At 60.6% G+C, this 23,116-nt stretch carries 25 protein-coding genes; 10 read left to right on the top strand and 15 right to left on the bottom strand.

Going from position 1 to position 23,116, the window contains the following annotated elements; genetic code table 11:
* Window positions 1-16: 16 nt before the first annotated feature.
* The 6 genes from AEAC466_RS32825 to ku all read right to left on the bottom strand — a co-directional run bounded on the left by AEAC466_RS32825 (window position 17) and on the right by ku (window position 4,889).
* A complete protein-coding gene (locus tag AEAC466_RS32825) occupies window positions 17-301 on the bottom strand; it encodes a type IV secretion system protein VirB3 (protein ID WP_023458068.1) in 285 nt (94 codons plus the stop codon).
* 12 nt (window positions 302-313) lie between these two features.
* Window positions 314-625: a TrbC/VirB2 family protein gene (locus AEAC466_RS32820; protein WP_023458067.1), complete on the bottom strand. Its 312-nt coding sequence runs from the start codon at window positions 623-625 to the stop codon at window positions 314-316.
* Between the two features lie 253 nt (window positions 626-878).
* Window positions 879-1,103 carry a hypothetical protein gene (locus AEAC466_RS32815; RefSeq protein ID WP_023458066.1) on the bottom strand — a complete coding sequence of 75 codons (225 nt, stop codon included), beginning with the start codon at window positions 1,101-1,103 and terminating at the stop codon, window positions 879-881.
* 49 nt (window positions 1,104-1,152) lie between these two features.
* Window positions 1,153-1,284 (bottom strand): hypothetical protein, encoded by a 132-nt coding sequence (locus AEAC466_RS45120; RefSeq protein ID WP_023458065.1) that lies wholly within the window; start codon window positions 1,282-1,284, stop codon window positions 1,153-1,155.
* 75 nt (window positions 1,285-1,359) lie between these two features.
* Window positions 1,360-3,954 carry a DNA ligase D gene (gene ligD, locus AEAC466_RS32810; RefSeq protein WP_023458064.1) on the bottom strand — a complete coding sequence of 865 codons (2,595 nt, stop codon included), beginning with the start codon at window positions 3,952-3,954 and terminating at the stop codon, window positions 1,360-1,362.
* Complete coding sequence (ku, locus tag AEAC466_RS32805) at window positions 3,954-4,889, bottom strand: non-homologous end joining protein Ku (RefSeq protein ID WP_023458063.1); 936 nt, start codon at window positions 4,887-4,889, stop codon at window positions 3,954-3,956. The genes ligD and ku overlap by 1 nt, the downstream gene beginning before the upstream one ends.
* Window positions 4,890-5,098: 209 nt before the next feature.
* Here ku and AEAC466_RS32800 point away from each other — a divergent pair, with 209 nt between their 5' ends.
* Both AEAC466_RS32800 and AEAC466_RS32795 read left to right on the top strand, forming a co-directional pair.
* Window positions 5,099-6,214, top strand: coding sequence for a DNA topoisomerase IB (locus tag AEAC466_RS32800; protein ID WP_023458062.1), 1,116 nt, complete (start codon window positions 5,099-5,101; stop codon window positions 6,212-6,214).
* Window positions 6,215-6,310: 96 nt separating this feature from the next.
* Complete coding sequence (locus AEAC466_RS32795; RefSeq protein ID WP_023458061.1) at window positions 6,311-6,862, top strand: NADPH-dependent FMN reductase; 552 nt, start codon at window positions 6,311-6,313, stop codon at window positions 6,860-6,862.
* Between the two features lie 19 nt (window positions 6,863-6,881).
* Here the strand turns inward: AEAC466_RS32795 and AEAC466_RS32790 are convergent, their stop codons facing one another.
* Together AEAC466_RS32790 and AEAC466_RS32785 are read right to left on the bottom strand one after the other, a co-directional pair.
* A complete protein-coding gene (locus tag AEAC466_RS32790; RefSeq protein WP_023458060.1) occupies window positions 6,882-7,322 on the bottom strand; it encodes a RidA family protein in 441 nt (146 codons plus the stop codon).
* Between the two features lie 107 nt (window positions 7,323-7,429).
* Window positions 7,430-9,475 carry an OPT family oligopeptide transporter gene (locus AEAC466_RS32785; RefSeq protein WP_023458059.1) on the bottom strand — a complete coding sequence of 682 codons (2,046 nt, stop codon included), beginning with the start codon at window positions 9,473-9,475 and terminating at the stop codon, window positions 7,430-7,432.
* 270 nt (window positions 9,476-9,745) lie between these two features.
* Here AEAC466_RS32785 and AEAC466_RS32780 point away from each other — a divergent pair, with 270 nt between their 5' ends.
* The gene (locus AEAC466_RS32780) at window positions 9,746-10,015 is read left to right on the top strand and encodes a hypothetical protein (RefSeq protein WP_023458058.1); all 270 of its coding nucleotides are present in this window, start codon (window positions 9,746-9,748) and stop codon (window positions 10,013-10,015) included.
* Window positions 10,016-10,033: 18 nt separating this feature from the next.
* Here AEAC466_RS32780 and AEAC466_RS32775 read toward each other — a convergent pair whose 3' ends face one another.
* The 6 genes from AEAC466_RS32775 to AEAC466_RS32750 all read right to left on the bottom strand — a co-directional run bounded on the left by AEAC466_RS32775 (window position 10,034) and on the right by AEAC466_RS32750 (window position 13,763).
* Window positions 10,034-10,393, bottom strand: coding sequence for a hypothetical protein (locus AEAC466_RS32775; protein WP_023458057.1), 360 nt, complete (start codon window positions 10,391-10,393; stop codon window positions 10,034-10,036).
* A 57-nt stretch (window positions 10,394-10,450) separates the two neighbouring features.
* Complete coding sequence (locus AEAC466_RS32770; RefSeq protein WP_023458056.1) at window positions 10,451-10,954, bottom strand: hypothetical protein; 504 nt, start codon at window positions 10,952-10,954, stop codon at window positions 10,451-10,453.
* A 74-nt stretch (window positions 10,955-11,028) separates the two neighbouring features.
* Entirely contained in the window at window positions 11,029-12,513 is a 1,485-nt protein-coding gene (gene gatA, locus AEAC466_RS32765) for an Asp-tRNA(Asn)/Glu-tRNA(Gln) amidotransferase subunit GatA (RefSeq protein WP_023458055.1), read from the bottom strand.
* A 2-nt stretch (window positions 12,514-12,515) separates the two neighbouring features.
* Complete coding sequence (gene gatC / locus AEAC466_RS32760; protein WP_023458054.1) at window positions 12,516-12,803, bottom strand: Asp-tRNA(Asn)/Glu-tRNA(Gln) amidotransferase subunit GatC; 288 nt, start codon at window positions 12,801-12,803, stop codon at window positions 12,516-12,518.
* Between the two features lie 186 nt (window positions 12,804-12,989).
* Window positions 12,990-13,337, bottom strand: a complete 348-nt coding sequence (locus AEAC466_RS32755; protein WP_023458053.1) for a UrcA family protein — start codon at window positions 13,335-13,337, stop codon at window positions 12,990-12,992.
* Window positions 13,338-13,388: 51 nt separating this feature from the next.
* Window positions 13,389-13,763, bottom strand: a complete 375-nt coding sequence (locus AEAC466_RS32750; protein ID WP_023458052.1) for a UrcA family protein — start codon at window positions 13,761-13,763, stop codon at window positions 13,389-13,391.
* A 326-nt stretch (window positions 13,764-14,089) separates the two neighbouring features.
* Between AEAC466_RS32750 and ruvX the strand changes: the two genes are divergently transcribed.
* From ruvX to plsY, 5 genes are all read left to right on the top strand, one after another.
* Window positions 14,090-14,584 carry a Holliday junction resolvase RuvX gene (gene ruvX, locus AEAC466_RS32745; protein ID WP_023458051.1) on the top strand — a complete coding sequence of 165 codons (495 nt, stop codon included), beginning with the start codon at window positions 14,090-14,092 and terminating at the stop codon, window positions 14,582-14,584.
* A gap of 8 nt (window positions 14,585-14,592) precedes the next feature.
* On the top strand, window positions 14,593-15,531 hold the full coding sequence (locus tag AEAC466_RS32740) for an AEC family transporter (protein WP_023458050.1): 939 nt from the start codon (window positions 14,593-14,595) through the stop codon (window positions 15,529-15,531).
* Between the two features lie 83 nt (window positions 15,532-15,614).
* Window positions 15,615-16,586: an aspartate carbamoyltransferase catalytic subunit gene (locus AEAC466_RS32735; protein ID WP_023458049.1), complete on the top strand. Its 972-nt coding sequence runs from the start codon at window positions 15,615-15,617 to the stop codon at window positions 16,584-16,586.
* The gene (gene pyrC, locus AEAC466_RS32730; RefSeq protein ID WP_023458048.1) at window positions 16,583-17,869 is read left to right on the top strand and encodes a dihydroorotase; all 1,287 of its coding nucleotides are present in this window, start codon (window positions 16,583-16,585) and stop codon (window positions 17,867-17,869) included. The genes AEAC466_RS32735 and pyrC overlap by 4 nt, the downstream gene beginning before the upstream one ends.
* Before the next feature lie 81 nt (window positions 17,870-17,950).
* Window positions 17,951-18,553, top strand: coding sequence for a glycerol-3-phosphate 1-O-acyltransferase PlsY (plsY, locus tag AEAC466_RS32725; protein WP_052025109.1), 603 nt, complete (start codon window positions 17,951-17,953; stop codon window positions 18,551-18,553).
* A 24-nt stretch (window positions 18,554-18,577) separates the two neighbouring features.
* Here plsY and AEAC466_RS32720 read toward each other — a convergent pair whose 3' ends face one another.
* Complete coding sequence (locus tag AEAC466_RS32720) at window positions 18,578-18,919, bottom strand: hypothetical protein (RefSeq protein ID WP_023458046.1); 342 nt, start codon at window positions 18,917-18,919, stop codon at window positions 18,578-18,580.
* Between the two features lie 114 nt (window positions 18,920-19,033).
* Between AEAC466_RS32720 and dprA the strand changes: the two genes are divergently transcribed.
* Window positions 19,034-20,158, top strand: coding sequence for a DNA-processing protein DprA (gene dprA / locus AEAC466_RS32715; protein ID WP_023458045.1), 1,125 nt, complete (start codon window positions 19,034-19,036; stop codon window positions 20,156-20,158).
* A 235-nt stretch (window positions 20,159-20,393) separates the two neighbouring features.
* Entirely contained in the window at window positions 20,394-23,054 is a 2,661-nt protein-coding gene (gene topA, locus AEAC466_RS32710) for a type I DNA topoisomerase (RefSeq protein ID WP_023458044.1), read from the top strand.
* Window positions 23,055-23,116: the final 62 nt, after the last annotated feature.

The raw sequence follows: 23,116 nt of genomic DNA, 5'->3' as shown, positions 1-23,116 counted from the left end.
GTCAGGATAAGGGAGGTTAAGGGTGATAGGAGTTGCAGCGCCACAGGCGATAATTGCGAACCCGCGGGCAACGCGACACCTTGGTTAGCCACAGATCGAATATGCGCGGCTCACGCAGGCAGGCAAGATAGCCCACCATATGCACAATGGCGGCTACGGCAAAGGCCCAGAAGCTGCGCGTGATCAAAAAGGCCTCCGTCGTCACCACCGCATTGATGATGAAATAGGAATAGGTCACGCCGGCGAACATCTGCGGCTGGGTCAGCGCCTTGAACACCGGCGATTTAATCAAGTCAGTCATGATGTCAGGCGCTTAATGGGCCACCGCCTGGATTCCGCCGACAATGGTCGCCGCGCCGAACAGAATGAAGCAGCCAATGATGACCGTGGCCCCGAACCGCCAGTTCATACGGCCGGTCAGCATCATGAACCCGACCGCCGCGACGGCAATGACAGCGACGGTTGTCGCCACCTTGCCCATCAGCGTGCCCTGAATCCAGTCCAGCGCATTCGAAATCGGTGATGACCCTTGCGGGTTGGCCATCGCCTGAGCGTGCGCCTGGGTGGCAAGGCCCGTCAGGGTAGCGGCTACCGCCATCAAAGTGTGAGACAAACCGGACTTCATAAATAACTTCCCCATTATGGCGATCTGAGTTGGCGTCGCGATGCGGCCGTGCCGACGAATTTCTCCAGACGCGCGATTGGCGCTACTCTTGCCTAAACCCACGCTTTGATCAAGGTTCCGCATGACACAGACGCGTGATTCCGCATGCGCTTTTTATGGAATACGCATAATCACGCCGCTTCAAAGGCTTGACGATATCAAGATGGATACAATTTTCGCTGCCGCAGAACAGCGGCGAGATCGAATATCCGCGTTACGCGCCGGCGAAAACGACGGTCACGCCTTTTTTCTTGAAATAGGACTGCATCAGCTTGCGGCCCTGGCGATTGTTTTGCGCCAGACGTCCCGGTTCGACCATGGCTTCTTTTTTGCCCTCGGCCGCCAGCGCCACCTTCAGATCCTTGATGGCGTCGTCCAGACCGGCATTGTCGGCAGCGAGGGACTCGTAGATTTTTTCAAGGGCGTCAGCAGCGGTCACATCAGGTCTCCAGATTTCGAGCCCTGTTACCAGCTTTCGCCCCCACTGTTCAAGGCTTCTTGATATTGTTCAACGTTGCCTGCTGGCCCTTGGTGAAACCGGCGGATACGACCTCAACCTTAACCGGCGCCTTTTTGGGCTTGCGGATTTCCTTGCTGCTCTTCTTTTGACCCTTGGCCATTGTCGTTCCTTAAGCACCGGAAGGGTGCGCGCGGACTATGACAGGTATCGCCAGACATAGCCCGTTAAATCGGGATCAGGTATGGATATCGATGTTCAGAGCCCTGAGAATAGCCTCGTCAATGGTCTGTTGCGTAGACAGAAAATCCGCCCACGGATCGGACTTTAACTGCGCCAGGCGCTCGGCAAGGGTGCCGATGTTGTAATCGTACGGTTTTAGCTTGGCCGACAATTCGTCCCAGAATAAAGGCGTCGCCACGCCCGCCCCTTCGCGCGCCCGCACCGCAAACGGCGCCACGGCGGTCGCGGTCAGGTCGTTACGCAGGTAGTCGACAAAGATCTTACCCTTGCGCGCCGCCTTGGTCGCGACCGCGATGTAGCGGCCTGGCGCATCATGGGCCATGGACTGGGCAATCGCCTTGGTGAACGGCTTTATGGTCGCCCAGGTGTGTTTCGGCGTCAGGGGCACCACGATGTGCAGCCCCTTGCCGCCCGTCGTTTTCAGGAAAGACACCAGGCCAAATTCATCCAGGCGGGTTTTGACGTCGCGCACGCCCTCGATAACGGCCTCCCACGGGGTTTCCGGATCGGGATCGAGATCGAATATGATCTGGTTGGGCGTATCCGGTTTGGCCGCCATGGCGCCCCACGGGTGAACCTCGATGACGCCCCACTGCACCATACTGATCAGTCCCGATACGTCCTTGATCATCACATAGTCTTCGTCGCGTCCCTTCACCTTCACGCCGGTATCGTAGAGGTGCTTCATCTCGCCACGACCGATATGGCGCTGGAAAAAGCAGGTATCGGACACACCCTCCGGGCACCGCAGCATGGAGATGGGGCGGTTGATCACATAGGGCAGCATATGGTCGGCCACGCTGTGGTAATATTCCGCCAACTGAAGCTTGGTTACGCCCAGCGCCGGAAATATGATCCGGTCAGGATGCGAAATGCGAATACCGGCAACCTCCGGGTCTTTGGTCTTTTTACCCGCCTTTGATCGACCGGCGGCTTTCGGCTCGGGCATGGTTTCGTCATCCGCAGGTTTGGCTTCGATGGCGGCCTTTGTAACATGCAAGGCGCGGTCGCGCCCAATCTCCTGCGCCGGCTTGTCTTCGCGTATGCCCTGAAAGGACGGATGACGCAGGCGGCCGTCAGGCGTCCATTCGGTAAATTCGACCTCGCAGACGATCCGGGGCGCGACGAAATGCGCGCCACGCCGCGCATCGGCCGGCAATGTGTCGTCATAGGCGCTTTTGGTCACTTCTATCTCGTCGAGCCTCTTGCGCAGCGCGACCGAGGTTTCGCGGTCGAAGCCCGTGCCGCATTTGCCGGCATAGACAAATTTTTCTTCGTCATAATAGCCGAGCAACAACGCCCCGATTCCGCGTTCGGCATGGGTTGGCTCTGAAAAGCCGCCGATGACAAATTCCTGGCGCTTGTGACACTTGACCTTCAGCCACGCCTTTCCGCGCCCGCTGGTATAGGGGGCATCGGCGCGTTTGCAGATAATGCCTTCCATTTCCATGTTGCAGATGGTGTTCAAAAACCCTTTATCCGCCTCGACGAAATGATCGCTGAAGATGACGCGCCCGCCCAGGTCGCGATCCTTGAGCACCGCCGCCAGACGCGCCTTGCGCTCGACCAGCGGCAGACGGCGCAGATCTTCGCCGTTCAGATACAACAGGTCGAAGACATAATATTGCAGATCGGCGGATTTTCCCGCTGACAGAGCATCCTGCAAGCTTTTGAAACTGGACCGCCCCTCAGGTGTCGTGGCGACCATCTCGCCATCCAGGATCGCCGAGCCGATGCCCAGCGTGCGCAACAGATCGGACGTATGACGAAACTTAGGCGTCCAGTCCAGACCGGTCCGCGTCATCATGCGCACATCGTCGCCGTCGATATAGGCTAAGGTGCGATAGCCATCGAACTTGACCTCGTGCAGCCAGTCCTTGCCCGTCGGCATGGCATCGGCCAGGGTCGCCAGTTGCGGTTCGATAAAGGCCAGTCGGGAGCCTTGCGATGCTTTAGTTGGGGTCTTGGGAGCGGACTTTTCCGCCTTGCCGGCGCGCCAGACCGTCTCACCGCCCTCACCCGCCGCGATCTGCGCCATGGTGCGGCCGGTCTTGATGCTGATGGTGTTGTCATTGAGGACATGGTCGGCGTCGCCTTCAACTTCGAAGGCGTCGTGGTGCTTGATCAGCAGCCAGTTATTGCGTCCGCGGTCTTGAGGACGCGGCTTCATACGGACCAGAACCCACTCACCTTCCAGCCGCTTGCCGTGCAGGCGGAATTTGAAATCGCCTTTTTCCAGGCTCTTATGGGGATCGCCGATGGGCTCCCAGGTGCCTTCGTCCCACAACATGACCGTGCCGCCGCCATATTGTCCCTTTGGGATGGTGCCTTCGAAATCGCCGTAAGACACAGGGTGATCTTCAACCTCCACGGCCAGCCGTTTGTCGGCGGGATCGAGGCTCGGTCCCTTGGTCACCGCCCACGATTTCAACGTGCCGTCCAGTTCCAGACGAAAATCGTAGTGCAGACGTGTCGCGTCGTGCTTTTGGATCAGATAGCGGTTGCCCGTCGTCGCCTTGACCTCACCTTTCGGTTCGGCGGTGCGCTCGAAATCGCGCTTCTGGCGATACCTGTCGAGATTGTCGGGCATTAACTGGCCTTTCGTGCGGTCGCCTTCTTTGGCTTGGCCGGCGTTTTCTCGCTGGAGGTTGCCGACTTGCCAGACGACGACGGCGGTTTGGCCTTACGCGTGCGTTTTTGCGGCGGGGTCCGCGTGCGTGACGGTTTCGCTTCGTCGGCCGGCGCCTCGCTCTCCTTGCTGCGCAGCGACTGACGCAAGGCATCCATCAGATTGACCACCGTGGCCGTCGGCCGCTCCTCCACCACCTCACGCGGCGCGCGGTTTTCAACCCGGGCATTGATCAATTCCTGCAAAGCGTCACGATAATGATCATGGAACTTGCCCGGATCGAACGTCTTCGTCTTGCGCTTGATCAGTTCTTGCGCCAATTCGACCTCTTCTGAGTCCGGCTTGCGGTCGCGGATATCGTCGAAATAGGGGTCTTCTTCGCGGATTTCCTCTTCGTAGCGCAGGGTTTCCAGCACCATGCCGCTACCGAATGGACGGATCAGGCACAAACGCTCGCGCCCGGCAATCGCCAACTGCCCGACCGCCACCTTGCGGGAAGACCGCAGGGCATCGCGGATGACCGCGAAGGTGGCGTCGTTATCCTTGCCATCTGGCGCTATGTAATAGGGGGTTTCCAGATAGACATCATCCACCTCGTCGCGGGCGACAAACTCCACGATGTCCAGAACCTTGCTGGACGGGATTTTCAGCGCCTTGATTTCGTCCGGCTCTATCAGGACATATTCGCCCTTTTCGACCTCGTACCCCTTTACGATGTCGTCGCGATCTATCTCCTTACCGTCGGCGACCAGGTGATGCTCGACGCGCTCCCCGGTCGGACGATAGATTTCATGGAAAGCGACGGTCTTTTGGCGGTTGATGGCTAGGTACATGTTTACAGGCAGGGAGACCAGCGACAGACGGATCGTGCCGCTCCAGTAGGGACGCAGGGCCATGTAAGTCCTCCTTGTTTCACGCTTGAGCCTACGCGCGCACAGGTAAGGATCGCAGTGTGAACGTCCGTAAGGCCGATAAATTTAAGGTAAGGCCAGATCGGCTGAACGAGATCGGCTGAAACGGACGTCGGCGACATTTATCTTCCGACTATTATTCACCCCGGCCTTCCCTATTTTCTTTCCTGATCCGAAGCCGCAGCTTCAATGTCATGAAAACAGCCGCGCTTTTAAATCTGGAAACGGCCGAACAGACCCTTGAAAGGCCAATTGACAGGACAGAGGACTGCATCGCCCAGGCCAAGGCCCAGGGCTTGCGGTATGTCACGGACGCCAAACCCGGCTTCGCGCGCAAGAAGCGCGGCAAACACTTCATCTTCTTCGATACCCACGGCCAACGCATTCGCGACGAAGCGACCATCCAGCGTATCCGCAAACTGGCCATTCCGCCCGCCTACACCCACGTCTGGATTTGCCCGCATGCCAACGGACATATGCAGGCGACCGGGTTCGACGCGCGCGGTCGCAAACAATACCGCTATCACCCCGAGTGGCGCAATTTCCGCGAGGCGAACAAGTTCAGCCATATCCTCGCCTTCGGTGACGTCCTGCCCCGCCTGCGCGCCGTGACCGCGCAACATATGTTGCAACGTGGCCTGTCGCGTGAGAAGGTTCTGGCAACCGTGGTCAGCCTGCTGGAAAAGACGCTGATCCGTATCGGCAATGATGAATATGCCCGCACCAACCAATCCTACGGCCTGACTACCCTGCGTCACAAGCATGTCGATGTCACCGGTGCTACCATCCGCTTTCGGTTCAAGGGCAAGTCCGGCAAGGAGTGGAACCTAAAGCTGAACGATCGCCGCATCGCGCGCGTCGTTAAGGCCTGCGCCGATATCCCGGGCCAGGAACTGTTCAAATATGTCGATGAAAACGGCACGGTGCGGGACGTCACGTCCGGCGACGTCAACGATTACCTAAAAAGCGTCACGGGCGAAGTCTTCACCGCCAAGGATTTTCGCACCTGGACAGGCACGGTGCTGGCCGCCATCGCCTTGCAGGAATATGCCAGTTACGATTCGGCAGCCCAAGCCAAGAAAAACGTCGTGGCGGCGATCGAACACGTGTCGAAAAAACTGGGGAACACCCCCACCGTCTGCCGCAAGTCCTATATCCACCCCCAGATTATCGACGCCTATATGGATGGCAGCCTGATCGCACAAATATCCGGCGAAATCGACCATTCGCTTCAGTTGCAGTACGAAAAATTGACGCCGGAAGAAATCCTTGTCCTGGCCTTTCTCAAGCAGCGCCTGAACCCTTCGTGATTGCCTCGCCCCTTGGCATGGAAGGCTCGCGGCCCTAGGTTGGATCTCGTTGCCCACATCAGGCCCAAATCAGGCCCCAAAATCAGGAGCACCCCCATGAGTGATATTTCCGTTGCCGTCGTTATCGGCAGCCTGCGTTCGGCATCCATCAACCGCAAGCTGGCCCAGGAAGTCATAAAGCTAAACGCGCCGGGGCTCAGCTTCGACATAATCGAAATCGGCGACCTGCCGCTGTACAATCAGGACTTCGAAGAGGCCCCGCCCCCGGCGGTTACCGCCTTCCGCGACAAGGTGAAGGCCGCCCAGGCCGTTCTGGTCATCTCGCCGGAATATAACCGGTCACTGCCAGGCGTGTTGAAGAACGCCATCGATGTCGGCTCGCGTCCTTACGGCCACAATGTCTGGGGCAACAAGCCAGGCGGCCTATTCGGTGCCTCACCCGGCGCTATCGGCACCGCCGTCATGCAGGCCCACGCCCGCGATGTCCTGGCTGCGGTCGGTGTGACGGTATTTTCCGGCCCTGAAGTCTACCTGACGATCAAGGACGGCTTTTATGACGACTCCGGCAACCTGAACCCCGGCACCGCCAAATTCCTCCAAGGCTGGATGGACGGCTATGTCGATTTCGTGAAGAAAATGCTGGCCTGACCGGCGCGCTGACGGCGGATTATTCCGCCGTCACACCTGCGGGCACATGCGCCCAGAATTCGATTTCGACGGTGGCGTCATAGGCCAGGTTGGTGACGCCGAAAGCCGTACGCACCGGCAGGCGCGCCGGGTGGAAATAGGGCTTGTACAGCCGATTGAAATCGCCCCACTTCGAAATATCGGTCAACATCACCGTCGCCTTGAAGATGTGTTCCATCCCCAGGCCGTAGCGCTTCAGTATTTCGGCGGTATTGGCCATGATCGCCTTGACTTCATTGTCGAAGCCTTCGGCCAGCTTGCCGTTCTCATCCAGGCCGATCATGGCCGACAGGTACAGGGTCTGACCGACCTGAACGGCTTCCGAAAACGGCGAACGCGGATGCGGATGCAGGTAATAGGTGATGCCATCGGCCGGGATCGGGTTGATGACAGGGCGGTTTTCGGTGTTGGTATTGTTCATGAGCCTAATTTTAGCTGTCTTCGCATCGCAACTTCAACCCCTGAAACGATCATAATTGTCGTTACGACCTCCCGGTGCACCGGGAGGTCGTCAAGGGACGTTCCGTATCAGTGCATGGTATCGCCGATCTTCTTGGCCTGGTCGCCGGACCACAGGTAAAGACCGACGACGATGATGGCGGCCAGCCCCAGCGCCAGCCACATCCCCAGATGCTCTGACGGCGGATGGGGCACGGTAATGATGCCGGGATTACGCGTTCCGGCGATCAGACCCGCATAGAAGACGTTGAACAGGCTTTCCCCGACGATGAAGCCCGAGGCGACCAGCACGCCCAAACGTTCGGCGATGTCGTGTGTCCTGAGTTTCGACACCAGCTTGATGAACAGCCAGCCGGCGACAGCCCCCACAACGACCGGCGAGGTCACGCCGGCGGGCAGGTAAATAGCCAGGCCGACACCGAGCGGCGGCAAGCTGAAACGCCCCTTCGACGCGATGCGCAATCCTTCGTCAAGGGCGACCAGAATCGCGCCGACAACCAGGCCTATGCTCAGAAGGCCGAGTGGCAGCTTGCCGCCGATGGCGCCCTTGGCCAGGGTCGATATCAGGGTCGCCTGCGGCGCGTTGAGCGTACCACCGGCCACGTCGATGGCATGGAAGTTCGGATCGCCCGCAAAGCCCCAGACATTGTTCAGCAGATTGAGCGCCACAGGCACGACGCAGGCGCCAGCCAGAACGCCGATGATCAGGCCGACTTGTTGCTTCCACGGCGTCGCGTCAACCAGCTGACCGGTCTTGAGATCCTGGAGATTGTCGTTGCCGATAACGGCCACGGCCAGAACGACGGTCGTAACCATAAGCGTAAAGGCGATCAGGGCGGTTTCGACATTCGGTCCGGTAAATTTGTAGCCGATCATGCCGATGATGACCGCGGCCCCCAGCACGGCCAGAATGGCGATGCCCGAGACCGGCGAATTGGACGAGCCGATAAGGCCGGCCATATAGCCGCAGACGGCGGCGGCCAGAAGCCCGGCCACAAGGATGTAGAGGACACCGGCGATGACCAGCGGCAGAGCCAGTTGGCTCAGGGGCCCACCCGACAGGAAGGCGAACAGCAACCAGCCGGCCGGCACCATGGACAGCATGATGACCAGTCCGACGATCCACACCGGCAGGTCATGTTCGGACCGCGGCAGATCGACATCGCCCGCCTTGCGCGCACGCCCGGCTTCCAGGGCCGACATTAGGCCACCCCAGACCGGCAGGATCAGCTTGCCGATCGTCCAGATGGCGGCCATGCCGATGACCCCGGCGCCGATAAAGCGAATCTGGCTCGAACGGATGCCTTCGGCATATTCGCCGACCGCAACGGCCGGATCGGGATGGGCGGCAACCAGATGCGGCACCAGGCCCGCCCATTCAATGGTCCAGGTCGACAGGATCGGCACGCCGACCCCCCAGGTCAGGAACAGACCGAAGAACATGGCGATGCCGACCGTGATACCCATGAGGTGGCCAGCGCCGATCAGGGCCAGGGACGAAGAGCCCGCCATGCCGGAAACGCCACCGGAACTGTTCACCTTGAAATAGGTCGAAATTTCCCCGGCGAGGACTTTCGACGCAGCACCGGCGGCGTAAAGCGCCGAGGCAGCGGAGGCCAGCAGGATCGCCATTAGCCCGGCAGAGCCTTCTGCCGCGCCTTCCCGCGACGTGGTGCCGACTCGCAGCACTTCGGCGGCAGCAACGCCTTCCGGATACGGCAGGGTCGATTGCGAGACCAGGGCCCGGCGCAGCGGCATGGTGTACATGACGCCCAGCACGCCCCCGATGGCGCAGGCGCCAAACGTGATGAAGAAGGGCACCTCGCGCCACCAGCCGATAATGATCAGGCCGGGAAGGACGAAAATGACGGACGCCAGAGTGCCCGCCGCCGAAGCGATGGTCTGGACGATGTTGTTTTCCTGGATGGTCGCCGTCTTGGCGAAACGTAGCAGCGCCATGGAAATGACGGCGGCGGGAATGGAGGTGGCGAAGGTCAGGCCGACCTTAAGGCCAAGATAGACCTGGGCGGCGGTAAAGATAAGCGTGATCAGGATACCGAGGATGACACCGCGTACGGTAATTTCCTTCGGATGGGCTGTGGCGGGGAGGTTCATCCTCTGCTCCGGTTATGTGATGTTGCGCAGATACTGCCCAAAAGCACGCAGAACACAAGCTTTAGATACAAATTCAACTAAAGGCCGATCGATCAACGCCCTTAAAAATAGGCGTCAGCTTATAAGGATTGCGCAATGACGCGCCTTAACCCATTCGACACACGGCGACGGGAATCGATCACTGAAATCTTACACGCGCGGCCATATTCTCACATGAAATTGACCTGGCGGCGATGGCGGACCGGACAGGTGGCACACAGAGCAAGCACAATGATCCATACGGCGCACCCCAGCACCTATTCCCTCTATTGGGAAGCAAAAGCCGAGCATAGGCGTCGTCCGCCCTACGCCCTGCTCATCAGTTTGGCAGCGGCGGTCCTGGCCATTTTCACCAGCGGCTCGGTCGTGGCGACTCAGTTAAACCGCCTGCCAGACCCGGACCAGATTGCCATCAAGAATATAGACACCGGCACCCCGCCCACCGGTTACGATACAACAGTGACCCCCTTGCCGGCCGTTACACGGCTGGCAGCGAACTAAAGCGCTTTTCGAGCCCGCTTAATGACGAATATGGTCAACCGTTTCACGTAGCTGCTTGGACAGAGCGTCGGCGGTATCGCCACGAACCTTGCCATCAATAAAGACGCGGGCGATGACATCCTTATATTCGCGGTAGTTACGTAGTTCATAGGCCGCCGCCATCTTGTCGGCGGTGGGCCCGTCAGATTTAGCCAGTTGTTCCATTATGGCATAGAAGCGCTTGTAGCGTTCATGCCGGTTGCGTTCGGCCTGAATGAGCACGAACCAGACCGCCGCCCATGCCAGCACGATCAGAGGCAGAACCAATAGGCCCCACGCAACCATGTCCTGATAGCTCGACAACATTCCATCACCATTCGTCATTGCAACCGGCAGCATAGACCAAAAAAGCCTTGGTCACCCAAGGCTTTCCCGTAACTGGTGTGTTATTGGCCGTCACGACGCCGTGGGCGGCGGGACCGTGTCATCCATCAGCAGGGAGTCACAGGTGCCGCGCAGCTCATCCAGCTTCATCGTGCCCTTGGTGACCTCTTCCTTCAGCGCCGCGTCAACACCGGAGATTTCAGCGTCCGCCTTGGTGTCGTCATTACCGGAGGCTTCCATATAGATGGAGCGGGCCAGGGTGCGGGCTTCCCTGATCTTTTCCGTTTGCGGACCCGCCGGCGCGTCCGCCAGCACCAGATCATAGGTGGCCACACACACAATCGCGACATTCATTATGTCTTCATTGCTGACGTCGGAGTCGCCGGATGCAGACCCAGATTCAGACGAAGACGCGCCCGGCGCGGTTTGTGCGAAAGCGATCGGGCTGGCGGTCATGGCAATGGCGGACATGACGGCAACGCCGGTTTTAAGCATACGATTCATAAACTGCCAGGCCTCGCTGGCCTGCTCCTGGGATGTGAAGGCCTTTAGCCCTTGCGAAAAACTATGGCACATCCCTGGCAGGCCGGATAGATCATCCGCCCCGCCCGGTCGCAATATTCACCGCAATAATCAAGGACAGCGGAGGGCTACCACCACCGCGCAGGCTTGGCTGAAAAGCCGGCGGCCTTTTCCAGCACCGATGCAATATTGAGCACCGTGCCTTCGTCGAGCGCTTTGCCGATGACCTGCAAGCCGAGCGGCAGACCTTGGCTATCGAGGCCGGCAGGAACGCTGAGGCCCGGCAGCCCGGCCAGGTTGGTCGTTACCGTAAAGACGTCGTTGAGGTACATTTGAACCGGATCGGCGGCCTTTGCCTGGTCGCCCAATTCGAAGGCGGCCGACGGCGTGGCGGGCGTAAGGATGACGTCGCAGCTTTCATAGGCCTTGGTGAAGTCCTCGGCGATGCGGCGGCGGACCTTCAGCGCCTTGACGTAATAGGCGTCGTAGAAACCGGCCGACAGCACGTAGGTGCCGATCATGATGCGGCGTTTCACTTCCTTGCCGAAGCCTTCCGACCGCGACATCTCATAGGTATCGGTCAGCGACTGAACGCCGGCGGCGCGATGGCCGTAGCGCATGCCGTCATAGCGCGCCAGGTTCGACGACGCTTCCGCAGGCGCGATGATATAGTAGCATGGCAACGCATACTTGGTGTGCGGCAAGGAGATACGGACGATTTCCGCGCCTGCGTCTTTCAGCCAGGCAATGCCCTGTTCCCACAGGGCGTCGATCTCGGCCGGAATACCGTCGAGACGGTATTCGTCGGGAATGCCGATGCGCAGGCCCTTGACCGACTTGCCCAGGAAGCTGGAAAAATCCGGGACCGGCAGGTCGAGGGAGGTCGAATCCTTCACATCGTGCGAACACATGGCCTGAAGCATAATCGCCGCGTCTTCGACCGTCTTGGTGATCGGGCCAGCCTGATCGAGCGATGAGGCGAAGGCCACCATGCCGTAGCGCGAGCAGCGGCCATAGGTCGGTTTGATGCCGACCGTGCCGGTAAAGGCAGCCGGCTGACGGATCGAACCACCGGTGTCGGACGCCGTGGCAGCCAGGCACAGGTCGGCGGCGACGGCCGATGCCGATCCGCCTGACGATCCGCCCGGCGTCAGCTCAGCATTGGAACCCCGCGATTTCCACGGATTGACGACATTGCCCCACTTGGAGGTTTCGTTGGACGAACCCATGGCGAATTCGTCCATGTTGAGCTTGCCCAACATGACCGCGCCCTGATCCCATAGGTTCTGGGTCACGGTCGATTCGTAGGTCGGGACGAAGTTTTCCAGAATGCCGGAACAGGCCGTCGTGCGCACGCCGGCGGTGCAGTACAGGTCCTTGATGCCCAACGGCGCGCCTTCCAGCGCCCCCCCCTCGCCGCGTGCCAGCTTGGCGTCGGAGGCGGCAGCCTGGGCGCGGGCCTTATCGAAGGTGGTTTCGACATAGGCGTTCAGCTTCGGATTCGCCGTCTCGATGGCGCCGATAAAGGCGTCGGTCAGCTCTGCGGAGGAAAAGGTCTTTGCCTTGAGGCCGTCGATCGCCGACTTCAGCGTCAGTTTCGTCAGTTCAGTCATAATTATTCAACCACCTTCGGGACGACAAAGAAGCCATCGACCGACTTCGGGGCATTGGCGACGATCTCCGCAACCTTGTCACCGTCGGTGACGACGTCTTCGCGCATCGGCTGCGGCATCTCGATGGCCGTGGTCATCGGCTCGACGCCGGTGACATCGACTTCGTTCAACTGCTCGATCCAGCCCAGTATGCCGTTCAATTCGCCGGCAAGCGACTGCAGGCGTTCGTCACTTTCGCGCAGACGCGACAGGCTCGCAACTTTTTTGACCGTTGCCACATCGATGGCCATGACCAGACTCCATATAATCTTGTGGGTTCCGGTTAGCGATTGAGGCTGGATTTGGCAAGACGCTTTTCAAAAACACACCCTAATTCTAAGGCGGCGAGCCTGTACGACCTTTGAGCATGTAAAAGGGCGCCGGCTTGCGCGCGACACCCTTTTTAAGGCAGTGGATGGACGGCGGACGGATTTGCCCTATCTGCGGGCGCCGTAAGTGCTTGCGCCATGAGAGGCGATCTCGCGGCTGTGCAAACGTCGCATTTCCTGGCTGCCGAGATTGGCGACAGCCTCATCCATGGCCTGTTCTTCGCAGGCTCGATCATCTTCCGCGCGGGACTTGGGCCCGGCCTGCGTCGTATCGCAGACGCGCTGCACGACCTTGTAAAGCCGGGCATAGGCCGCTTCGCTACGGGCCGGGTCGTTAAGGTCCCGGTTTTCGAAGGTGACAGGAATGCGGGACACATTGCTTTCCGCCGCCGCGGCGCCAAAGGCGCAAACCATCGTCCCGGCGCAAACGGCCGCGGCCAACATCTTGTAAAACATGGGAGATATCCTTTGCGATCGGGGGGAGCGGCCCCTGTTTACAGTCGTCGCCTATTCGCGAGCGTCGACGACGGCCATGCTACGGGCGCTGCCGCCGCGGTTATTGACCTTATCATCCATGGCGCTCAGTTGCGGGGCGTTGATCTGGCGGACCGCGTCGGTAACGGCCTGGCGTTCGCAATCGCGTTCGGCACGATAGTGCGTGATCATCGAACCCGTGGTGCGGGTGTCGCAGACTTCGGCGGCAGCCTGGGACAGGCGGCCGTAGAAGACCTTGGCCTGGCGGGCATCATTTAGGTCGACATTATTGGTGCTGACCGAGATTTGCTCCGGTTGTTGGAAGTTCGACGTACCGGCATTGGCGGTAGAAGCCAGCGACAGGGCGGCGGCGGAGATCAGGGCGATAGTGGCGATAGAGCGGATCATGACTTGTTTCCTTTGTGACGTTAAAGCGCGAGGAGGAGTACTCGTTGAGAACTGAGGAGACATCTACTCTCGACGTAAGCAAAATGGAACATTAATATTGTTAAATCGGATTCATGTATTACATCTCATTCATTAATTACATTGATGTAATTTATTACAGAATTTTAATCTGTTAATATCCACTGTAATCATTCGCCGAACGACAGTATCCGCCGCAACGAACATGGCCCACATAATGCGGTCTCGTGACACCCATTCTGCAATTGCCTGATGATTGCATGACAGTCTGTTGACTCTGGCCCGCTTAGGAGGCAAAGCAGCCGCTTATGGCTGTTATTGACATCACCGAACTGGCGGGAGCCCTTCCGCCGCGCCGCGCCCTGCTGGGTCTCGACCTGGGCGAAAAGACCATCGGCGTTGCCGTTTCGGACATTTCCCTCACCATTGGCTCGCCGCTGGAACTGATCCGCAAGTCCAAGTTCACCCTTGAGGCCGAACGCCTGTTCAAGCTGATGGACAGTCGTGAGGCCGCCGGACTGGTCATTGGGCTGCCAGTCAATATGGACGGCACCGAAGGTCCGCGCTGCCAGTCGTGCCGCGCCTTCGCCCGCAACCTCTTGCGCCTGCGCGATATGCCGATCGCGTTCTGGGACGAACGCTGGTCGTCGTCCGTCATGAACCGCTTCCTGATCGAGGAAGCCGACCTCAGCCGCGCCAAGCGGGCGGAAGTCATAGACCGCAATGCCGCCGCCTATATCCTGCAAGGGGCGCTTGACCGGCTAAAGGGCCTGTCCGTGCCGGGCAGTCCGGCGGGAGGATAGCGACCACGATGGCCCCGAACCTGATCCTGAACGGTATCGTCCCGGTCTTCCTGCTGATCGCCCTCGGTTACGCGCTGAAAAAATCCGGCTTCCTGCCGCTCAATGTCTGGCCGCCGATTGAGAAGTTCGCCGTATATGTCCTCTATCCCGGCTTTTTGATCCCGGCCATCTGGCACGCCGACCTGTCCGGTTTTTCCACCGGCCCGATCAGCGTCGCCGTCGTCGGGTCCGTAGTGATCGCGGCCGCGGTCGGCTTCGCGCTCAAGCCGTTCCTGCGCCTGTCGGGCCCGACCTTCACCAGCGTCTTTCAAGGGTTGATGCGCTTCAACTCCTTTATCTTCGTGCCCGTGGCCGCCTCAATTTTCGGCCCCTCGGCCAACGGCCTTTCGGCGGTGGCCATCAGCGCGCTGATCCCGGCCAGCAACATGATCTGCATCCTGGTTCTGGCCCAATGGGGCGAACCGGAAGGCGAGGTTCCCGTGCGCACGCCCGCCTGGTTTGCCCGCACGCTGCTGACCAATCCGATTTTCGCCTCGTGCCTCGTGGGCCTGCTGCTCAATTTCCTGCGCGTCCCCTCCCTGCCCTTCGTAGAAAAATCGCTGACCATGCTCGGCGAAGCGGCCATCCCGACCGGCCTGATCCTGGCGGGCGTGGGCTTAAGCTTCGGCTATGTCTGGCGCCGGCCCTTCCTCGTCGGCGCCGTTTCGTTGTTCAAGGTTCTGGTCATGCCGGTGATGGCATGGGCCATCTGCTATGGACTGGGCGGCGACCGGATGGCACAGGGAATCGCTCTGGCCTGTGGAGCGGCACCTTGCGCGGCGGCGGCCTATGTCCAGGCCCGCCACATGGGCGGAGATGCGCCTTTGATGGCCGGCATCGTCGCCCTGACCACCTCACTGAGCGCCTTCACCATGCCCCTTCTGCTCTTTATGTTTCACCTTGTTTAGCCTGCGAATAATAGCTGCGCGGCACGCTTGCCAAAATCTTGCCTCGCGGTCATTACAGTTTGCAATTCATCCGGACCCGCCCAATGACTGATGTAAACGATCTGATCCGAACGCGCCTGACGGCCTTTCCGAAACGCCACTTCCTGGCTGCGCAGGACCTCGATCCGCCCGATATCGCCAACCTGCTCGATCTGGCTGATGTCTTTGTCGACCTGAACCGGCAATCGACCAAGAAGCTCGACCTGCTGCGCGGACGCACCCTGGTCAACATGTTCTTCGAAAACTCGACGCGCACCCAGTCGAGCTTTGAGCTGGCGGGCAAGCGCCTTGGCGCCGACACCATTAATATGAGCATGAAGACCTCGTCCGTCGCCAAGGGGGAAACCCTGATCGACACGGCGGTGACGCTGAACGCCATGAAGCCCGACCTGCTCGTCGTGCGCCACTCGGCATCGGGCGCGGCGGCCCTGCTGGCCCAGAAGGTCGGCTGTTCCGTCGTCAATGCCGGCGATGGCCAGCACCAGCATCCGACCCAGGCCCTGCTCGACATGCTGTCGATTCGCCGCGCCTTCGGTCATGTCGATGGCCTGACCATCGCCATCTGCGGCGACGTCCTGCATTCGCGCGTCGCCCGCTCCAACGTTATCCTGCTCAACGCCATGGGCGCCAATGTCCGCCTGGTCGGACCGCCGACGCTTATTCCGGGCGACGCCGATCAGTGGGGCACCGAGGTCTACCACGACATGCGCGAAGGCATTGCCGACGCCAATGTCGTCATGATGCTGCGCCTGCAGCTGGAGCGCATGGACGGCGCCTTCATCCCGTCGACGCGCGAATATTACCGCTTCTTCGGGCTCGACCGCGAAAAGCTGGCCGTCGCCGCCAAGGGGGCCAAGGTCATGCACCCCGGGCCAATGAACCGGGGCGTCGAAATCGATTCGGAGATCGCCGACGATCTCAGCGTCTCCCTTATCCAGGATCAGGTCGAAATGGGCGTGGCCGCACGCATGGCCGTCCTGGCCTCCCTCGCCGCCCGTTTGGAGAATGACCGATGAGCGCATTAGCCTTTGTCAACGCCCGCCTCATCGATCCGGCCACCGAATATGACGGTCCGGGCTCCGTCATCGTCGCCGAAGGCGTGATTGCCGACGTCATCTACGGTCACGAGACGCCGAGCGGCCACGCCGGTATCCGCGTCATCGACTGCGATGAAAACGCCATCCTGCCCGGCCTGATCGACATGCGCGTGCGCACCGGCGAACCGGGGTCTGAGCCCAAGGAAACGCTGAAATCGGCCTCGCTGGCCGCCGCCGCCGGGGGCGTCACCTCCTTCGTGGTCCAGCCCGACACCGATCCGTGCATCGACGAACCCGCCATGGCCGACTTCATCCTGAGGCGCGCCCGCGATATCGAACTGGTTCACGTCTATCCGGCCGGCGCCGCGACCAAAAAGCTGGAAGGCCGGCAAATGGCGGAAATCGGCCTGATGGCCGAAGCCGGCGCGCTCTATTTCACCAATGGCGACGAACCGATCGTCAATTCCAAGATCCTCAGCCGCGTGCTCAACTACGCCAACGGGTTCAATGCCCTGATCGCCCACCGGCCAAAGGAACCGTGGCTATCGGAAGGCGCCGTCGCCACGTCGGGCGAAATGGCCGCGCGCATGGGCCTGCCGGGCGTTTCCGCCCTGGCCGAACGGATCATGATGGAACGCGATCTGGCCCTCGTCGAACTGACCGGCGCACGCTTCCTGGTCGATCAGGTCTCGACACGCGAAGGGCTTGGGTCGTTGGAACGCGCCAAGGCCAAGGGGCTGGAAGTCTTCGCCAGCGTCTCGATCAACCACCTGATGTTCAACGAACTTGATATCGGCGATTATCGCACCTTCTTCCGGCTCGATCCGCCCCTGCGCGCCGAACGCGACCGGCTGGCCATGATCGACGCCGTGGCCTCTGGCCTGGTCGATGTCATCGTGTCCAACCACACGCCTGAGCCCGCCGAGCACAAGCGCCTGCCGTTTTCGGAAAGCACGCCCGGCGCCATCGGTTTGCAAACCCTGCTGCCGGCCCTGATCGGCCTGCATCATGAAAACGATATTCCGTTGATCGACCTGCTGCGCACGGTGACGCAAAACCCGGCGCAACTGCTCGGCCTCGATGCCGGTCGCATCGCCAAGGGCGCGCCCGCCGACCTGCTGCTGGTCGATATAGATGCCCCATTTGCGTTGCGCGAGCGCGACATCCTGTCGAAATCGAAGAACTCACCCTTTGAAAACCGCACGCTACAGGGCAAGGTGCTTAAAACCCTCGTTGACGGTCGAATCGTCTACGAAATCTGAAAATGCCCGGACATGAACTCCTAAACAACAGGCGGAACCCATAGCGTGACCACGCCCTACTCCTTCGACGCCTTCATCTATATGGCGTCCATCATCGGCGGCTATCTGCTCGGCTCGATTCCGTTCGGCTATATCGCGGCCAAGGCGGCAGGCATAGATATCCGCACGGTCGGGTCCGGCAATATCGGCGCCACCAACGTGCTGCGCACCGGGCGCAAGGATCTGGCGGCCATCACCTTCATTGGCGATACGGGCAAGGGGGCGCTGGCGGTTGGCCTGGCCTTCCTGCTCCTGATGAAGGGTGACCTGCAAACGCGCCAGACGGCCATGGCACTGGCTGGCGCGGCCGCCTTTCTCGGCCACCTGTTCCCCGTCTGGCTGAAATTCAAGGGCGGCAAGGGCGTGGCCACCTTCTTCGGCACCTTGTTCGCCGCCTGCTGGCCCATGGGCCTGATCGCCGCTGCCTTGTGGCTGCTGACCGCCTTCATTTTCCGCATTTCCAGCCTGGGCGCGCTAGTGGCGGCGGCCTTCGTCGTGCCGCTTGGTTTTCTGTTGCATGTGGCGCCCTACCCGTTCCTCGGCATGGCCCTCTTCATGGCGGTACTCATCTATATTCGCCACGCCGAAAATATCCGCCGCCTGCTCAAGGGCGAGGAACCGAAGATTGGCAGAAAAAAAGAGTAACAGGCTCTCGCGAGCGGAACGTAATTATACCGAGATCGCGTTCAGCCAATAGGTGATGAATATGATCGCCACCACACACAGCACCATGGCAGCGATAAATACCCCGTCGGCGAAACGTTCCAGCATGTAAATCCGCTGACGGCGGCGCGTTCGCAACGCCCAGTAAGCACTCAGGGCTGAGATCAGGAACATTACGGCATCCACCGTCACGATATCGTCGGCCAAGGTTTCCATCTTGTTGATCACCTTGACGATATGCAGCAAGCCGACCGCCGTCAGGCACACGCCCACCATGCCGGAGGAAACAGTAAATATATGTATGCAGATGTCCTCTTCCAGAGGCGGGCGGGGTTCGATATCACTCATCAAATCAGTCCTTTTATGCCCGCATACAAGACCATGCCGCGAAGCCTGGCAATAGGCTTGAGCCCTTCCCGAAAGCCTGTTAGCGTCTTTCGGTGACAGGGGGAACTTGCTACCGTGGGCTTTGACCGCATATCGGCCGCCGCCGATCCATCCGAACGCATCGCGCGGCTGCGGCTGGCGCGCACGCAACGCATCGGCCCGGTCCATTTCGGACGCCTGATGCTGCGCTTCGGCTCGGCCGTGAACGCGCTCGAAGCCCTGCCCCTCCTCGTCAAACGCTCCGGCGGGTCGCTTACGCCCTATCCGATCGCCAGGCTGGACGCCGAACTGGCTCGCGCCGATGCGGCGGGTGCCCGGCTGGTCGTGCTAGGTGACGCCGACTATCCGGCCTTGCTGAAGCAGATCGACGCCGCCCCGCCGGTGCTGTGGACCATAGGCACACTGGTGCCGCGCCGTCAGGCGATTGCCGTGGTCGGTGCGCGCAACGCCTCTGCTGTCGGCCAAAAGATCGCTCAATCCCTGGCCCACGACCTGGGAGCGGCGGGCTTTCATATCGTGTCCGGCCTGGCGCGTGGCATCGATACCCGCGCCCACGAAATGAGCCTGAAAACCGGGACGATAGCGGTGCTGGGCGGCGGCGTGGACGACATTTATCCGCCGGACAACAAAGGCCTCTACGAACAGGTCGCCGCCCACGGCCTGCTTGTGTCGGAAAGCCCGGTCGGGCACAGGGCACGTGCCGAAGATTTTCCCCGCCGCAACCGATTGATCTCGGGCCTAAGCCTCGGCACCATCGTCGTCGAGGCCGAACTGCGCTCCGGGTCGCTGATCACGGCGCGGCTGGCGGCGGAACAGAACCGCGAGGTCTTTGCCGTGCCGGGCTCGCCCCTCGACCCGCGCTGCCGCGGCACGAACGATCTCCTGCGCCAGGGCGCCAACCTGTGCGAAACCGCCGACGACGTGATCCGGATGCTGGAAGGCCAGATGGGATTCGAGGCACCGACACCATTCGCCTTGACGCTGGATCCGCTCAGGCCCGCCGAACGCGCCCCCGCCGAAGACGATATTGCCCGCGTCGGCCGCGCCTTGTCAGGTCTGGTGAACGATACGCCGATCCATCGCGATGACCTGTTGCGCCTGAGCGGTGCGCCGACCTGGCTGGCTCTGTCGGCCCTGAGCGAGCTGGAAATCGCCGGCGTAGTGGTCGCCGATGACGGCGGATATTACAGACGGGCGTAAGCGTATTGCGGCGCGCCACACCGGCGGCCCGTCCATTAAAAAGCGTAAAATACTATAAATCTATTTTAAATTGTGCCGGGCTTTTATTTTATTGTCGTTGACAGAAATTGAATCGCTCAGCATGTATGCGGCCGGTTAGACGCCTTGATTATTCTGTGTGGCGCATAATCTAAGGTCGCATACACCCTTCTTTTCCGACTGAGCTTCGGCGATTTTTCGCCTGACAAGAGATTTTATGACCGTTGTTATCGTAGAAAGCCCGGCCAAGGCCAAGACCATCAACAAGTACCTGGGCAAGGGTTTCACTGTTCTGGCCAGCTTCGGCCACATCCGCGATTTGCCGTCCAAGGATGGCAGCGTCCGCCCGGATGAAGATTTCGCCATGACCTGGGAAGTCGATCCGAAGTCCGCCAAGCGACTCAACGATATCGCCGATGCCATAAAGGGCGCCGACCGCGTGATTCTCGCCACCGACCCGGATCGCGAAGGAGAAGCGATTTCGTGGCACGTGCTGGAAGTGCTCAACAAGAAGAAGGTGCTGAAAGAAAAGATCGTCCAGCGCGTCACCTTCAACGCCATTACGCAATCGGCAGTTCAACAAGCCATGGCCGCCCCGCGCGACATCGACATGGAGCTGGTCGATGCCTATCTGGCCCGGCGCGCGCTCGATTATCTGGTAGGCTTCACCCTGTCGCCCGTCCTATGGCGCAAGCTGCCCGGCGCCCGCTCCGCCGGCCGCGTCCAATCCGTGGCGCTGAAGATCGTCGTCGATCGCGAAATTGAAATCGAGAAGTTCAAGACCGAGGAATATTGGACGGTGGACGCCGAAGTCTCGGCCAATTCCCCGCCCTTCAACGCCAAGCTGTTCACCCTGAACGGCAAGCGCCTGGGCAAGTTCGACCTGCCAGACGAAGCGTCGGCCTTCGCCGCCCGCGACCTGATCAAGGGCTCACAGTTCACCGTCACCGAGGTCGAACAGAAGCCCGGCAAGAAATCGCCCGCGCCGCCCTTCACCACCTCGACCCTGCAACAGGAAGCCGCCCGCAAGCTCGGCTTCTCGGCCAGCCGCACCATGCAAACAGCGCAGAAGCTATACGAAGGCGTCGATATCGGCGGCGAAACGGTCGGTCTGATCACCTATATGCGTACCGACGGCGTCTATATCGAACCCTCGGCCATCAGCGAGATGCGCAAGCTGATCGGCGAACGGTTCGGGGCTGCCTACGTGCCGGAAACGCCGCGCCAGTATAAGGCCAAGGCCAAGAACGCCCAGGAAGCGCACGAAGCCATCCGCCCGACCTCCGCCTTCCGTCGCCCGGAAACCCTGCGCCTTGATGGCGATCAGGCGCGCCTCTATGAACTGATCTGGAAACGCACCCTGGCGTCGCAGATGGAACAGGCGCGCGTCGAAAACACCACGATCAACCTGTTTACCGCCGACAAGCAGACCTCGCTACGCGCCACCGGTCAGGTGGTGACCTTCGACGGCTTCATGGCGGTGTATGAAGAAGGCCGCGACGACGACACCGATGACGAAGGCGGCCGCCTGCCGGCCGTCAAGGCCGGGACCCTGGCCGACATCCATACCGCCAAGGCCGACCAACACTTTACTGAGCCGCCCCCGCGCTATTCCGAAGCCACGCTCGTCAAGAAGCTGGAAGAACTCGGCATCGGCCGCCCGTCGACCTATGCCTCCATCCTGACCGTGCTGCGCGATCGCGCCTATGTCCGCATGGACAAGAACCGCTTCATTCCGGAAGACAAGGGCCGTCTGGTTACGGCCTTCCTCGACCAGTTCTTCCATCGCTATGTCCAATACGACTTCACCGCCGACCTGGAAGAAAAGCTCGACCTCGTTTCCGCCGGCGAACTGAATTACAAGACGCTGCTGGCCGATTTCTGGAAGGATTTCCACGCTGCCGCCGAGGGCATGACCGAGTTGCGCACCACGCAGGTACTCGACGCACTGAACGAAAGCCTGGGGCCGCTCATCTTCCCGGACAAGGGCGACGGCAGCAATCCCCGCGCCTGCCCGACCTGCGGCACCGGCCTGCTCAGCCTGAAGACCTCGCGCTTCGGCGCCTTCATCGGCTGCTCCAACTATCCAGAGTGCAAATATACCCGGCCCGTCGGTGCGCCCGATGCCGAAAACGGTGAAAACGGCGCCAATGGCGACCGCGACCTGGGGACCGATCCGGAAACCGGCAAGACGGTGGCGCTGAAAATCGGCCGTTTCGGCCCCTATGTGCAGTTGGGCGAGCCCGAATCGAAAGACGATAAGCCCAAGCGCTCCAGCCTGCCCAAGGCCTGGCCGGCGGCCTCCATCGACCTGGAACGCGCGCTTAAGCTCCTGTCCCTGCCGCGCACCGTCGGTATCCACCCGGAAGACAAGACGACCATTGTGGCCGGTCTCGGTCGCTTCGGTCCGTTTATCGAAACCGGCGGCACCTATGCCAATCTGGCCAGTCTGGACGAAGTGTTTGAAATCGGCATCAATCGTGCCGTTGACCTGATCGCTGAAAAGCGCGCGGGCGGCGGTGGCAAGGGTCGCGCCGCGGCGGCCGCCCCCTTGCGTGAACTGGGTACGTTTGGCGAGGGCGGCGACAAGATTTCGGTCATGGCTGGCCGCTACGGCCCCTATGTCAAGTGCGGCAAGGTCAATGCCACCCTGCCGAAGGACGTGACACCGGAAACCGTCACCCTGGAACAGGCCATAGACCTGATCAAAGCCAAGGGCGGCGCGTCCACCAAAAAGGCCCCGGCGAAAAAGGCCCCTGCCAAAAAAGCGACTACCAAGGCCGCCCCAAAGACAGCGGCGGCGAAATCGACCGCCACCAAGACCACAGCGGCCAAAAAGCCGGCGGCAAAGAAGGCGCCCGCAAAAAAGACGGCCTAAGACGACGCTCGAAAGCCATCTGACCATATAGCGCCCCGACGGTTTCGCCGCCGGGGCGCTAT

It is taken from the genome of Asticcacaulis sp. AC466, assembly GCF_000495815.1.
GTDB lineage: Bacteria > Pseudomonadota > Alphaproteobacteria > Caulobacterales > Caulobacteraceae > Asticcacaulis.
The sequence above is the reverse complement of the archived record's forward strand: the minus strand, read 5'-3'. Positions and strand labels throughout refer to the sequence as shown.